Origin of the sequence: Achromobacter sp. 2789STDY5608615, from assembly GCF_001298995.1 — a bacterium.
Taxonomy (GTDB): domain Bacteria; phylum Pseudomonadota; class Gammaproteobacteria; order Burkholderiales; family Burkholderiaceae_B; genus Achromobacter; species Achromobacter insuavis.
In genome coordinates, this window is the sequence record NZ_CYTY01000017.1 from 125,754 (window position 1) to 138,313 (window position 12,560).

Here is a 12,560-nt window from a genome sequence, read left to right on the forward strand (position 1 = left end):
GCCGCTGAAAGGCGTGGCCATGACGCTGTTCGGCCTGATGTGCGGCGTGGTCGGCACCGACGTGAACACCGGCACCATCCGCTTCTCGTTCGGCCTGCTCGACCTGTCCGACGGCCTGGAACTGGTGGCGATCTCGATGGGCCTGTTCGGCGTGGCCGACTTCCTGATGAGCGTCAACCGCATGACCATCATCGGCAGCGGCGCCAAGCTGCGCCTGCGCGACATGCGTCCCAGCAAGCAGGAACTGAAGACGGCCTTCTGGCCCATGGTGCGCGGCACCGCCGTCGGCACGCTGTTCGGCGCCATGCCTGGCACCGGTCCGACCATCACCACCTTCGTGGCCTACGCGCTGGAACGCAAGATCTCCAAGACGCCCGAGAAGTTCGGCACCGGCATGATCGCCGGCGTGGCCTCGCCCGAAGCGTCGTCGCACTCCAAGACGCAGGTCGACTTCATTCCGACCATGAGCCTGGGCATCCCCGGCGACGCGGTGATGGCGCTGATCCTGGGCGCGCTGCCGATCCAGGGCATCCAGCCCGGCCCGCAGCTGATCACCGAGCATCCGGACATCTTCTGGGGCCTGATCGCCAGCTTCTGGGTCGGCAACGTGCTGCTGATGGTGCTCAACGTGCCGCTGATCGGCGTCTGGGTCAAGCTGCTGCAGGTGCCTTACCGCTACCTGTTCCCGTCGGCGTTGTTCTTCATCGCGGTGGGCGTGTTCAGCACCCAGAACAGCCTCTTCCAGATCTGGGAAGTGCTGGCCTTCGGTGTGATCGGCGCCATCCTGGTGACGCTCGAATTCTCGGTCGCGCCGATCCTGCTCGGCTTCGTGCTGGGCCCCATGGTCGAAGAGAACTTCCGCCGCGCGCTGCTGTTGTCGCGCGGTGACCTGGCGGTGTTCGTGCAACGCCCGATCAGCGCCTGGTTCATCGGCGCCAGCGCGTTGCTGATCCTGCTGCAGGTGTGGGCCTTCCTGCGCCGTGGCAAGAACAAGAACAAGCCGCAGGTCACGCAGACGGCCTGATCTCCGCGCGCGTTACCCGCTCTGAAAACGGCCCGGCTTCATGCCGGGCCGTTTGATTTACGGCCCATCTTCCCCCATGCTTGCGGTTTCCCGAGCCCGTCCGGATTTCCGCCATGCACACCCTCTTTGCCTGCCCTCTGCACGACCCCGACGTCTGGGTCCCGCGCCTGGAAGCCGCCATGCCCGGCTGCCGCATTTCCGTCTGGAATCCCGATGGCCCGCCCTCCGGCGCCGAGGTCGCGCTGGTGTGGAAGCCGCCGGTGGAACTGTTCCAGCACGAGACCCGCATCGAGACGCTGTTCAACCTCGGCGCGGGCGTGGACGCCTTGCTCAAGATGAAAGAGATTCCGCCGCACGTGCGCATCGTCCGCCTGGAAGACGCCGGCATGTCGGTGCAGATGGCCGAGTACGCGCTCTATGCCTTGCTGCGCGTGTCGCGCGACTTCGAGGCGTTCGACCAGTCGCAGGCGCGCCAGCACTGGGACACGCGCGAAGGCACGCGCCAGGCCGACTGGCCGGTGGGCGTGCTGGGCCTGGGGCAGGTCGGCGCGCGCGTGGCGCAGACGCTGGCCGAGTTCGGTTATCCGGTGGCGGGCTGGTCGCGCACCCCGCGCGAGATTGCCGGCGTCGAGTCGTTCTCCGGCCAGGAGGCCCTGCCAGCCTTCCTGGCGCGCACCCGGTTCCTGGTGAACGTGCTGCCGCTGACGCCCGACACCCGCGGCATCCTCAACCGCGACACGCTCGGCCAGTTGCTGCCCGAGGCGCATCTGGTCAACGTCGGCCGCGGCGAACACCTGGTCGAGGAAGACCTGGTGCAGATGCTCGAAGAAGGCGAGATCGCCGGCGCCACGCTGGATGTCTTCCATACCGAGCCGCTGCCGCAGGATCATCCGTTCTGGCGTGATCCGCGCGTGCACGTCACGCCGCACATCGCCGCCCGCACCCTGCGCGACGAGAGCATCGCGCAGATCGCCGCCAAGGTCGCCCAGCTGATGCGCGGCGAGCCGATCACCGGCGTGGTCGAGCGCTCGCGCGGCTATTGAGCGACGGGAGCGGCGGCGCCTTGCTTTTCCAGCCGCTGATAGGTGGGAGGCAGGCGCTCCGACAGGAAGTCGAGCAGCGTGCGCACGGCCGGCATCATGCCGCGGCGCGACGGGTAGATGCAGTGGACGATGCCTTCGGGCGATTGCCACTGCGGCAGCACCGGCACCAGTTGGCCGCGGCGCAGTTCCTCCTGGGTCGCGATCGATGGCAGCAGCGCGATGCCGCGGCCGCGCACGGCGGCCTCCACCAGCACGATGAAGTCATTGCAAGACAGCTGCGGCTTCAGCTCGATATGCACTTCCTCGCCCTTGTCGTTGCGCAGCGGCCAGCGCACCTCGTTCTGCGGATCGCTGAAACTCAGCGTGGTGTGCGAGGCCAGGTCCTGCGGGGTGTCGGGCGCGCCGTGACGCTGCAGGTAGCCGGGGCTGGCCACCAGCGTGCCGCGTGCCGTGCCCAGGTGGCGCACCACCAGTTCGGCATCGGTATCCAGCTTGGTCCGCACGCGCAGGGCCAGGTCCACGCCCTCGCGGATCAGGTCGACCCGGCGGTTGGTCACCAGCAACTGCACCGAGATCGCCGGCCAGGCGTCCAGGAATTCCGGCAGCAGCGGCGCTAGCACGTCCTGCGCGATCGATACCGGGCAACTGACCACCACCGGCCCGGCGGGCTGGGACTGCAACTGGCGCATGGCGTCGTCGGCCGCGCGGGCCGAGGCGGCCATTTCGCGGCAATAGTGCAGGTAGCGCTCGCCGGCCGCCGTCAGCCGCAGGCGGCGGGTGGTGCGTTGCAGGAGCCGGACCCCCAGGCTTTCCTCCAGGTGCGAAATACGGCGCGACAGGCGCGATTTGGGGATATCCAGCGCGCGCGCGGCGGCGCTGAAGCCGCCTTGTTCGACGACTTGGGAAAAGTAATAGAGGTCGTTTAGGTCTTGCATGATTGTTCTATGTCTGGAACGAATAGTTCATCATACATGGGTTTATGTGAACAATTAAGCGATCTACAGTGACGTCATGCACTCAGGACACGCGCTTTTCGCGGTCCGCACTGGAGATCACGTTATGAAGACCCTTGTCATCCTGTCCTCGATTCTGGGCGAGCGCTCGCACAGCAAGCAACTGGCCGACCACCTGGTCGCCCGCGTCAAGCAGGCCGATCCGGCCGCCGTCGTCACCATTCGCGATATCGGCGCCCAGCCGCTGCCGTACTTCGACGGCGCGACCGCCGGCGCCCTGTTCACGCCGGCCGACGCCCGCAGCGTCGAGCAGCAGCGCATCGTCGAACGCAGCGATGCCCTGGTGGCCGAGTTGATGCAGGCCGACCGTATCGTGTTCGCCGTGCCGGTCTACAACTTCAACCTGCCGGCGCAGTTCAAGACCTATCTGGATCATGTCGCCCGCGCCGGCGTCACGTTCCGTTATACGCCGGAAGGCGTGCCCGAGGGTCTGGTGAAGGGTAAGCAGGTGTTCGTGCTGACGGCGCGCGGCGGCAAGGCCGAAGGCACGCCCGCCGACACGATGACGCCGTATCTGCGCCAGATGCTGGCGTTCCTGGGCATGAACGAAGTGACCTTCATCGCCGCCGAAGGCATGGCGATGGGCGAAGTCGCCGCGCTCGAAGGCGTGTCGCTCGCGCGCCAGCGCATCGACGCGCTGGACCTGGGCCGGCCGCAAGCCGCGCTGCAGGCGGCCTGACGTAAAAAAGCGGACCCGAGGGTCCGCTTTTTTTCTGGGTGGCGGCGCGTCAGTCGCGCAGCCGCTTGATCAGGCTGGACGTGTCCCAGCGGCCGCCGCCCAGCTTCTGCACGTCGCCGTAGAACTGGTCCACCAGCGCCGTCAGCGGCAGGCGGGCTCCATTGTGGCGCGCCTCGGCCAGCACCAGGCCCAGGTCCTTGCGCATCCAGTCGACCGCGAAGCCGAAGTCGAACTTGTCGTCGACCATGGTGCCGCCGCGGTTCTCCATCTGCCAGCTCTGCGCGGCCCCCTTGCTGATGACGTCCAGCACCAGCTTCATGTCCAGGTCGGCGGCCTGGCCGAACGCCACGGCTTCCGACAGGCCCTGCACGATGCCGGCGATACAGATCTGGTTGACCATCTTGGCCAGCTGGCCGGCTCCCGGCGGGCCCACACGCGTCACCGCGCGGCCGAATGCCTGCGCCACCGGCTTGATGGCGTCGAACACCGCCTGCTCGCCGCCGCACATGATGGTCAGCACGCCGTTGACGGCGCCCGCCTGGCCGCCGGATACCGGCGCGTCGATGAAGTTCAGGCCCAGGTCCTTGGCTTGCGCGTAGAGTTCGCGCGCCACGTCGGCCGATGCGGTGGTGTGGTCCACGAACACCGCGCCCGGCGCCATGCCGGCGAACGCGCCATCCGGCCCGAGGGTGACACTGCGCAGGTCATCGTCGTTGCCGACGCAGGCGAACACGATCTGGGCGCCCGCCACGGCCTCGCGCGGTGTCACCGCGCTGTGGCCGCCGAACTCGCTGGCCCAGGCCTGCGCCTTGGACGGCGTGCGGTTGTAGACGGTGACGTCGTGCCCGGCGCGGGCCAGGTGGCCGGCCATGGGCAGGCCCATCACGCCCAATCCGAGGAATGCGACTTTCTGGGCCACGACTGCGTCGTAGCTCTTGGTACCGATCGATGCCATGCAGGGGACTCCGCTGTGGAAAGGAAAACCTGAGGCAGTAACCTTAACGCAATCAAAAGCCGGCGGCGAGTCCGTCGCGGCGGCTGTCGCTGGCGCTGACGTAGCCATCGACAGCCGGGTCGCCCAGGCGCCAGATGAACTGGCCCGAGCCGAAGTCCATATAGGGGTCGTCGATGCCCTCGAGCACGTGGCCGCGCGCGCGCAGGCCCTGCGCCACCGCGGCGGGCACCGAGGCCTCCATGTCGATGGCCAGTCCCTGATTCCATTTCCAGCGCGGCGCGTCGCAGGCGGCCTGCGGCTGCTGGCCGTAGTCGAGCATGCGCACCAGCGTCTGCACCTGGCCCTGCGGCTGCATGTTGCCGCCCATCACGCCAAAGCTCATGACCGGCGCGCCGTCGCGCATCAGGAAGCCCGGGATGATGGTGTGGAAGGGGCGCTTGCCGCCCGCCACCACGTTGGGATGATCGGGCTGGGTGCTGAAACAGTGGCCGCGGTTCTGCAGGCTGACGCCGGTGCCCGGCACCACCACGCCCGAGCCGAAGCCCATGTAGTTGGACTGGATGAAGCTCACCATCATGCCGTTGCGGTCGGCGGCCGTCAGATAGACCGTGCCGCCCTGCGGCGCGTGGCCGCAGGCGAAGGCCTGGGCCACGTTGGGGTCGATCAGGCGAGCGCGCTCGGCCAGGTAGCCGGGGGCCAGCATCTGTTCGGGCGACAGGCGCATGTGGCGGCCGTCGGCGACATGCGCGTAGACGTCGGCGAAGGCCAGCTTCATGGCCTCGATCAGCAGGTGCTGGGTGTCCGGATGATCCACCGGCCGGGCCGCCAGATCGAAGTTCTGCAGGATGCCCAGCGCGATCAGGGCGGCGATGCCCTGGCCGTTGGGCGGGATCTGGTGCAGCGTGTGGCCGCGATAGGACTGGCTGATCGGCGTCACCCACTCCGGCGCGTAGTCGCGCAGGTCGGCCAGCGTCATGGCGGCCTCGTGGGCCTGCGCATGGGCGACCAGCTTGTGGGCCGTCTCGCCCTCGTAGAAGTCTCGGCCGCGGCTGGCGGCGATGCGCTTGAGCGTGGCCGCGGCGGCCTTCAGCACGAAATGCTCGCCGGTGTGCGGCGCCCGGCCGCGTGGCAGGAAGTGTTCGGCAAAGCCGGGTTGGGGCTGCAGCACGTCGGCCTGCGCCGCCCATTTCTGCTGCACCATGGGGCTGACGGCGAAGCCGCGCTCGGCATAGTCGATCGCGGGGGCCAGCACGTCGGCGAACGGCAGCTTGCCCAGTTTTTCATGCAGCGCCGCCCAGCCGGCCACGCAGCCCGGCACCGTGACGCTGTCCCAGCCGCGGGTCGGTATCGCGCCCTGGTGCCTGCGGCGGAAGTAGTCCAGGTTCCAGGCCGCCGGCGCCGGCCCCGAGGCGTTCAGGCCGTGCAGTTTCGAGCCGTCCCAGACGATGGCGAAGCAATCCGATCCCAGGCCGTTGCTGACCGGCTCGACCAGCGTCAGCGTGGCGGCCGCGGCGATCGCCGCGTCCACCGCATTGCCGCCGTTGGCCAGTATGCGCAGCCCCGCCTGCGCCGCCAGCGGCTGCGAGGTGGCGACGACGTTGCGGGCGAAGACCGGCGTGCGCGTGGTGGGATAGGGGTTGTTCCAGTCGAAGTTCATGTCGAATCATCGCGTGGGGGTAAACCCGTAGCTTAACGTAGATGCCACGGCCCTGGAGCACACCCTGTATTGAACAGTAGTGATTTGTTGCTTATGCCGGGCGGAGCGCGGCGAACCGCCATCGTGCGCCCAAAGAAAAACCCCCGGCGGGCCGGGGGTTCGGAAGGCGGAGAGCACCGCCGCCATCTGGCGGCGGGCAAAGCCTTATTCTTCTTCGACGAAGGTCTCTTCGCGCTTCTTGCGGATCGCCGGCAGGGCCACCAGGATCACCAGGAACACGGCCACGGCCAGCAGCGAGGCCGACAGCGGACGCGTCACGAAGGTGCTGAAGTCGCCGCGCGACAGCAGCAGGGCGCGACGGAAGTTCTCTTCCATCATGGGGCCGAGCACCAGGCCCAGCAGCAGCGGCGCGCCTTCGCACTTCAGCTTCGACCAGACATAGCCCACGATGCCGAACATGGCGGTCGTGAAGATGTCGAACGAGTTGTAGTTGAGCGAGTACACGCCGATGGTGCAGAACACCAGGATCGCCGGGAACAGGATGCGGTAGGGCACCTTGAGCAGCTTGACCCACAGGCCGATCAGCGGCAGGTTCAGCACCACCAGCATCAGGTTGCCGATCCACATCGAGGCGATCAGGCCCCAGAACAGCTCGGGGTGGCTCGTCATCACTTGCGGGCCGGGCTGGATGTTGTGGATCGTCATCGCGCCGACCATCAGCGCCATCACGGCGTTGCCCGGGATACCCAGGGTCAGCAGCGGGATGAACGAGGTCTGGGCGGCGGCGTTGTTGGCCGATTCCGGGCCTGCCAGGCCGGCCGGGTGGCCCTTGCCGAAGCGTTCCGGATTCTTCGAGATCTTCTTTTCCAGCGTGTACGACGCGAACGACGACAGCACCGCGCCACCGCCAGGCAGGATGCCCAGGGCGGAACCCAGGGCCGTGCCGCGGATGACCGCGGGGTACGATTCCTTGAATTCCTGCTTGTTCGGGTACAGCGAGCCGATCTTGTCGGTGATGTCGACGCGGTTTTCCTTCTGCTCGAGGTTGGTCATGATTTCGGCGAAGCCGAACACGCCCATGGCCACGATGGCGAAGTCGATGCCGTCCTGCAGTTCCGGCACGCCGAAGTCGAAGCGGGCCACGCCCGAGTTGACGTCGGTGCCGACCATGCCCAGCAGCAGACCCAGGATGATCATCGCGATCGCCTTGGGCAGCGAGCCCGAGGCCAGCACCACGGCGCCGACCAGGCCCAGGCACATCAGCGAGAAGTACTCGGCGGGGCCGAACTTGAAGGCGACTTCAGCCAGCGGGGGCGCGAAGGCGGCCAGCAGCAGCGTGGCCACGCAACCAGCGAAGAACGAACCCAGGGCGGCGATCGCCAGCGCGGCGCCAGCACGGCCGTTGCGGGCCATCTGGTGACCGTCCAGCACGGTCACCACCGCGGACGTTTCCCCTGGCAGCGCCACCAGGATGGCCGTGGTCGAGCCACCGTACTGTGCGCCGTAATAGATACCGGCCAGCATGATCAGGCCGGCCACCGGGGGCAGCACGTACGTGATCGGCAGCAGCATCGCGATGGTCGGGACCGGGCCGATACCCGGCAGCACGCCGATCAGCGTACCCAGGACGCAGCCCAGCAGCGCGTACAACAGGTTCTCGGGCGTGAACGCCACCGAGAAACCCAACATCAGGTTGTCAAACAATTCCATGACCGGTTGCTCCTCAGTTCATGCCCAGAAACGACGGCCACAGCGGGAAAATCAGCCCCAGCCCCTTGACGAATGCCAGATACGAGAACACCACCAGGAAGATGCCGTTGGCGACGGCGACCTTGAGGCTGAACTCGTGGCTGGCCAGGCTGCTGATCACAACCAGAATGAACACCGAGATATAGATGCCCAGCAGTTTCAGGACCAGGCCGTAGATGACCACGGATCCGACCACCAGCAGGACGATGCGCCAGTCGAACTTGTCGACGTGGGTTTCCTGGGCCTTCTTCGACATCGAGCCAAGCAGCACGATGGCACCCAGCAATGCGAGAACGATGCCCAGCCAGAAAGGAAAATACCCGGGGCCCATCCGGGCGGCAGTACCCATTTGGTAGCTGCTGGCTTGCCAGGCGAATCCCAGTCCAAGGGCGATGAACATCACCCCCGACCAGAAGTCCTGTCGATTGCGTAGCTGCATGATTGGTTGGCTCCTGTTTACAGCATGTAGATAAAAAAGAGGCTTGTGGTCTGCCGCGCTGGCGAGAAAGCCAGATGACAGGCACAAAAAAGGCACGTCGCGGTGCCCGGTGTTCTTCTGAAAGCTTCGGCGCGGCTTCTTGAAAGGGCGAATGGTAATGGACGCCCGCGACGATGCAAACCCTGTAAGCTAGGTGAAAGCCTGGGGTTTTCCCTAGAATTGGGGAACTCCCGATCCCCAGATGTAACGGGGCGGGCAGATTGATGGTTGTTTGAAAGCTAAGTGAAAGTTTATAGAAAGAAATGCGAAAGCAGGTCCGCTTGACCTGCCGCTTGCCGGGCGCGAGGGACTTTTCTAGTTGTGCCTGATCGGGTATGTTGCCCGCCGCCGGCAATGCCGCCTGCATTTCCTACTGAATATTGCCGTGTTTCTCACCTTGCGTGAAGCGGCCCGATTCCCCCCTGGATGGTTTACGATAGCGCCCATGCTGCAAGACCTAGACCAACTCGCCGCCCGCATCGGGCAACTGGTGCAACGCACCCGGCAACTTCATGCCGAGCGTGACGCATTGCGTATGCGCCTGAACGAAACCGAAGCCGAGCAGCGCGTGCTCAAGCAGCGCGCCGCCGAGCGCGATGCCGACATCGCCACGCTGCAAGGCAAGCTGCAAGACAATGACGGCGCCGTCACCGCGATGCTGGAGCAGGCGCAGAAGGCCGAAGTGGCCCTGCGCGAACAGCTCGCTCGCGAAACCGCCGAGCGCCAGTCGCTCGAAGCGCGTTTCACGGCACGGGAAACCGAGATGCAGGGCACCCTGCAAAGCCGCGACACCGAACTACAGCGCCTGCGCGTGGCCGCCGCCGCGGCGCGCGAGCGCATCGACGCCGTCCTGGCCCGTCTGCCGGGTGCGCCGTCCGGAGAGCAACACTGATGGAACGCGTAGATGTAACGATCCTCGGGCGCGACTACTCGCTGGCCTGCTCGGCCGAGGAAAAGCCCACGCTGCTGGCCGCCGTGCGCCACGTCGACCAGCTCATGCTGCGCATCCAGGGCACCGGCAAGGTCTCTAGCAACGAGCGCATCGCCGTCATGGCCGCGCTGCAGGTGGCTGGCGAACTGCTCGCCATGAAAGCGCCGGATGGTCCGCTGGGCGGTTTGGCGGTCGGCGACTTCAAGCGTAGAATCGAGGACATGAACGCAGTCCTCGACGACGCCCTGTCAGGGCAAGAAAAGCTGCTCTGACGTTCATCAGCGGTTTTCACCAAGGTTTTTTCAGTATTTTCAGTTTGTCCCTGCCGTGTCCGTGACCTGGCCATACATTCTCTGAACCTATGTCTTATGGCATATTGGTTGCGGGAGTGCAGAGCTGGAGTGATTGTCTCTCGTAGACGAACCCGACGCTCTTCGGAACGCGACCACCTTGAACCTCAGGGTTCGAGATGCCGGCCTTGACGGCACAGGCGGGGCATCTATCCCAGCGGACCTGCCATGAGCGCAGGTCCGCGCCGGGCGCCTCCCCCCCATCGTCCTCCCTCATAGGACCAGTCCATGTTGAAATCCCCCGTTTTTTCGCTGACCAAACTTGGCGCGGCGTGCGCGGCCGTGGCCGCTCTGTCGATGGCGCAACCCGTCTTCGCTCAGGCGCCGGCGACGCCGGCCCCCGCCGCGGCGGAATCCGCCGCCAACCGGTCGCCGGAACTGACCCTGCAGGCCACCGCTTCTTCCGAGGTCAAGCAGGACACGGTGCGCATTTCGCTGTCGGCCGAGACCGAAGCGGCGGACCAGCCCACCGCCGGCAAGAAGCTGACCGAGATGCTGGACGACGTGGCCAAGCGCGCGCGTGACACCAAGGGTGTCGATGTGCGCACGGGCAGCTTCAATGTCTGGCCCAATTCCACTAGCAGCAGCAAGGGCAAGACCAGCACCACCTGGCGCGGCCAGGGCGAGATCATTCTCGAATCGAAGGATTTTGCGGCGGCCGCCGCGCTGGCGTCGAAGCTGTCCGACAAGACCGCCATTTCCAACATCAGCTTCTCGCTGTCGCGCGAAGTGCGCGAGGCCGAGGAACGCAAGCTGCTCAAGGAAGCCGCGCAGGCCTTCAAGGACCGCGCGCTGGCCGCGGCCAACGCCTTCGGCTTTTCGGGCTATCGCCTGAGCAAGCTCGAACTGGGCGGCGCCGGCGGCGTCACGCCGATGCCGCGCATGATGGGCGCCATGGCCAAGGACGCCTCCGGCGGCGCCGGCTACAGCGCGGACGTCCCCCTGGAAGCGGGAGACGTCACGGTCAGCATTTCGGTCAACGGGACGATCGTTTTGCAGTAAGCGCGAACATGATGGCGCCCAGGGCGACCATCGGCAGGGACAGCCACTGTCCCATGCTCAACCCGCCCGCGAGCAGGCCCAGGAAGTTGTCCGGCTCGCGGGTGAATTCCACCAGGAAACGGAACGTTCCGTAGCCCATCAGGAATACCGCGCTCACCTGGCCCAGGGGGCGCGGCTTGCTCGAGAACCACCACATCAGCGCGAACAGCACGATGCCCTCCAGGCCCAGCTCATAGAGTTGGGAAGGATGGCGCGGGACGCCGTCGCCGCTGCTCGGGAAGATCATCGCCCACGGCACATCGGTCGGGCGGCCCCACAGCTCGCCGTTGATGAAGTTGCCCAGGCGGCCGAAACCCAGTCCCAGCGGAATTAGCGGCGCGATGAAGTCGCTGACGGCGAAGAAAGGCAGGCGCTTCTTGCGGGCGAACAGCAGCATCACCAGGATCACGCCGATCAGGCCGCCGTGAAACGACATGCCGCCTTCCCACAGGTAGGCCACTTCCAGCGGATGCGCCAGGTAATAGCTGGGCTTGTAGAACAGCACGTAGCCCAGCCGTCCGCCGAGCACCACCCCCAGCACGCTGTAGAAGATCAGGTCTTCCAGGTCACGCACGTTCAGGGACGTGGTGTGGCCGCTGGTGATGCGGCGCCGGCCCAGCACGTACACCAGGGCGAAGCCCGCCAGATACATCAGCCCGTACCAATGGATGGCCAAGGGCCCGATCTGCAGGGCAATGGGGTCGAATTTTGGATATTGCAGCATGTTCCGCCCGACACAATGAAGTTGAATGATAATAACCGGCGAGCCCTGCGGTAGATCGACATGCAAGCGCTTCGCCCCTGCGTGCCGGTGTACCCCGAGATTCGCCCGCGAGCGAACTGGCACCCTCCCGGGCGCGGCCGCCATGTCCGCGCCCTGACGGCCGACAGGAGACAACAGACCATGTCGCACAACGAACGTTCCCGCCACATCACGCACGGCGTCGCCCGCGCGCCCAATCGCGCCATGTATTACGCGCTGGGCTACCAGGAAGCCGATTTCGAGAATCCCATGATCGGCGTGGCCAACGGCCATTCGACCATCACGCCGTGCAACAGCGGCCTGCAGCGCCTGGCCGATGCCGCCATCGAAGCCATCCGCGGCGCCAAGGCCAATCCGCAGGTGTTCGGCACGCCCACCATTTCCGATGGCATGTCCATGGGCACCGAGGGCATGAAGTACTCCCTGGTGTCGCGCGAAGTCATCGCCGACTGTATCGAGACCGCCGCGCAGGGCCAGTGGATGGACGGCGTGGTGGTCATCGGGGGCTGCGACAAGAACATGCCGGGCGGCATGATCGCCCTGGCGCGCATGAACGTGCCGGGCATCTACGTCTACGGCGGCACCATCAAGCCGGGCCGCTACAAGGGCAAGGACCTGACCATCGTCTCGGTGTTCGAGGCAGTCGGCGAATACACCATGGGCCGCATGGAAGAGGCCGACTTCAAGCAGATCGAGAAGTGCGCCATTCCCGGCTCGGGTTCCTGTGGCGGCATGTACACCGCCAACACCATGAGCTCGGCCTTCGAGGCCATGGGCATGAGCCTGCCGTACTCCAGCACCATGGCCAACGAGATTCTATGGTCCGGATCAAGCTGCTTTCAGGTTCAACCTCCCGGGATCGAAGGCTTGCCCGGTG

Annotated in this window: 13 protein-coding genes and 1 other RNA gene; 8 read left to right on the top strand and 6 right to left on the bottom strand. The window is 66.1% G+C overall.

Annotated elements, in window-relative coordinates; all coding sequences use genetic code 11:
- Positions 1-1,024 (top strand): tripartite tricarboxylate transporter permease (locus AOZ49_RS16845; RefSeq protein WP_054476646.1); only part of this gene is annotated, 1,024 nt, incomplete at its 5' end.
- A 113-nt stretch (positions 1,025-1,137) separates the two neighbouring features.
- Positions 1,138-2,067: a 2-hydroxyacid dehydrogenase gene (locus AOZ49_RS16850; RefSeq protein ID WP_054476648.1), complete on the top strand. Its 930-nt coding sequence runs from the start codon at positions 1,138-1,140 to the stop codon at positions 2,065-2,067.
- Here the strand turns inward: AOZ49_RS16850 and AOZ49_RS16855 are convergent.
- Complete coding sequence (locus tag AOZ49_RS16855; RefSeq protein ID WP_054432687.1) at positions 2,061-3,002, bottom strand: LysR family transcriptional regulator; 942 nt, start codon at positions 3,000-3,002, stop codon at positions 2,061-2,063. The two genes, AOZ49_RS16850 and AOZ49_RS16855, sit on opposite strands and share 7 nt — an antisense overlap.
- Before the next feature lie 124 nt (positions 3,003-3,126).
- On the opposite strand from AOZ49_RS16855, the gene AOZ49_RS16860 reads away from it, so the two are divergent.
- On the top strand, positions 3,127-3,759 hold the full coding sequence (locus tag AOZ49_RS16860) for an FMN-dependent NADH-azoreductase (RefSeq protein WP_054476650.1): 633 nt from the start codon (positions 3,127-3,129) through the stop codon (positions 3,757-3,759).
- A 49-nt stretch (positions 3,760-3,808) separates the two neighbouring features.
- Here AOZ49_RS16860 and AOZ49_RS16865 read toward each other — a convergent pair whose 3' ends face one another.
- From AOZ49_RS16865 to AOZ49_RS16880, 4 genes are all read right to left on the bottom strand, one after another.
- Positions 3,809-4,714 carry an NAD(P)-dependent oxidoreductase gene (locus tag AOZ49_RS16865; RefSeq protein ID WP_054432685.1) on the bottom strand — a complete coding sequence of 302 codons (906 nt, stop codon included), beginning with the start codon at positions 4,712-4,714 and terminating at the stop codon, positions 3,809-3,811.
- Positions 4,715-4,766: 52 nt separating this feature from the next.
- Positions 4,767-6,371, bottom strand: coding sequence for a gamma-glutamyltransferase family protein (locus AOZ49_RS16870; protein ID WP_054432684.1), 1,605 nt, complete (start codon positions 6,369-6,371; stop codon positions 4,767-4,769).
- A 204-nt stretch (positions 6,372-6,575) separates the two neighbouring features.
- On the bottom strand, positions 6,576-8,081 hold the full coding sequence (locus AOZ49_RS16875; protein WP_054432683.1) for a tripartite tricarboxylate transporter permease: 1,506 nt from the start codon (positions 8,079-8,081) through the stop codon (positions 6,576-6,578).
- A gap of 13 nt (positions 8,082-8,094) precedes the next feature.
- Positions 8,095-8,559 (bottom strand): tripartite tricarboxylate transporter TctB family protein, encoded by a 465-nt coding sequence (locus AOZ49_RS16880; RefSeq protein WP_054432682.1) that lies wholly within the window; start codon positions 8,557-8,559, stop codon positions 8,095-8,097.
- Positions 8,560-8,959: 400 nt separating this feature from the next.
- Here AOZ49_RS16880 and AOZ49_RS16885 point away from each other — a divergent pair, with 400 nt between their 5' ends.
- The 4 genes from AOZ49_RS16885 to AOZ49_RS16895 all read left to right on the top strand — a co-directional run bounded on the left by AOZ49_RS16885 (position 8,960) and on the right by AOZ49_RS16895 (position 10,881).
- Positions 8,960-9,490 carry a hypothetical protein gene (locus AOZ49_RS16885; protein ID WP_180180074.1) on the top strand — a complete coding sequence of 177 codons (531 nt, stop codon included), beginning with the start codon at positions 8,960-8,962 and terminating at the stop codon, positions 9,488-9,490.
- A complete protein-coding gene (locus AOZ49_RS16890) occupies positions 9,490-9,801 on the top strand; it encodes a cell division protein ZapA (protein WP_006388757.1) in 312 nt (103 codons plus the stop codon). The genes AOZ49_RS16885 and AOZ49_RS16890 overlap by 1 nt, the downstream gene beginning before the upstream one ends.
- 44 nt (positions 9,802-9,845) lie before the next feature.
- A non-coding RNA gene (gene ssrS / locus AOZ49_RS31795) (6S RNA) lies at positions 9,846-10,030 on the top strand.
- Between the two features lie 77 nt (positions 10,031-10,107).
- Positions 10,108-10,881 carry an SIMPL domain-containing protein gene (locus AOZ49_RS16895; protein ID WP_054476652.1) on the top strand — a complete coding sequence of 258 codons (774 nt, stop codon included), beginning with the start codon at positions 10,108-10,110 and terminating at the stop codon, positions 10,879-10,881.
- Here AOZ49_RS16895 and lgt read toward each other — a convergent pair.
- Entirely contained in the window at positions 10,856-11,644 is a 789-nt protein-coding gene (gene lgt, locus AOZ49_RS16900; RefSeq protein ID WP_054432680.1) for a prolipoprotein diacylglyceryl transferase, read from the bottom strand. The two genes, AOZ49_RS16895 and lgt, sit on opposite strands and share 26 nt — an antisense overlap.
- Positions 11,645-11,824: 180 nt before the next feature.
- On the opposite strand from lgt, the gene AOZ49_RS16905 reads away from it, so the two are divergent.
- Positions 11,825-12,560 (top strand): dihydroxy-acid dehydratase domain-containing protein (locus tag AOZ49_RS16905; protein WP_231690367.1); only part of this gene is annotated, 736 nt, incomplete at its 3' end.

Coding starts and splice junctions, on each gene's coding strand:
- AOZ49_RS16870 (WP_054432684.1), bottom strand. CDS start 6,371: ATGAACTTCGACTGGAACAACCCCTATCCCACCACGCGCACGCCGGTC.
- lgt (WP_054432680.1), bottom strand. CDS start 11,644: ATGCTGCAATATCCAAAATTCGACCCCATTGCCCTGCAGATCGGGCCC.
- AOZ49_RS16860 (WP_054476650.1), top strand. CDS start 3,127: ATGAAGACCCTTGTCATCCTGTCCTCGATTCTGGGCGAGCGCTCGCAC.
- AOZ49_RS16850 (WP_054476648.1), top strand. CDS start 1,138: ATGCACACCCTCTTTGCCTGCCCTCTGCACGACCCCGACGTCTGGGTC.
- AOZ49_RS16855 (WP_054432687.1), bottom strand. CDS start 3,002: ATGCAAGACCTAAACGACCTCTATTACTTTTCCCAAGTCGTCGAACAA.
- AOZ49_RS16865 (WP_054432685.1), bottom strand. CDS start 4,714: ATGGCATCGATCGGTACCAAGAGCTACGACGCAGTCGTGGCCCAGAAA.
- AOZ49_RS16890 (WP_006388757.1), top strand. CDS start 9,490: ATGGAACGCGTAGATGTAACGATCCTCGGGCGCGACTACTCGCTGGCC.
- AOZ49_RS16875 (WP_054432683.1), bottom strand. CDS start 8,081: ATGGAATTGTTTGACAACCTGATGTTGGGTTTCTCGGTGGCGTTCACG.
- AOZ49_RS16880 (WP_054432682.1), bottom strand. CDS start 8,559: ATGCAGCTACGCAATCGACAGGACTTCTGGTCGGGGGTGATGTTCATC.
- AOZ49_RS16895 (WP_054476652.1), top strand. CDS start 10,108: ATGTTGAAATCCCCCGTTTTTTCGCTGACCAAACTTGGCGCGGCGTGC.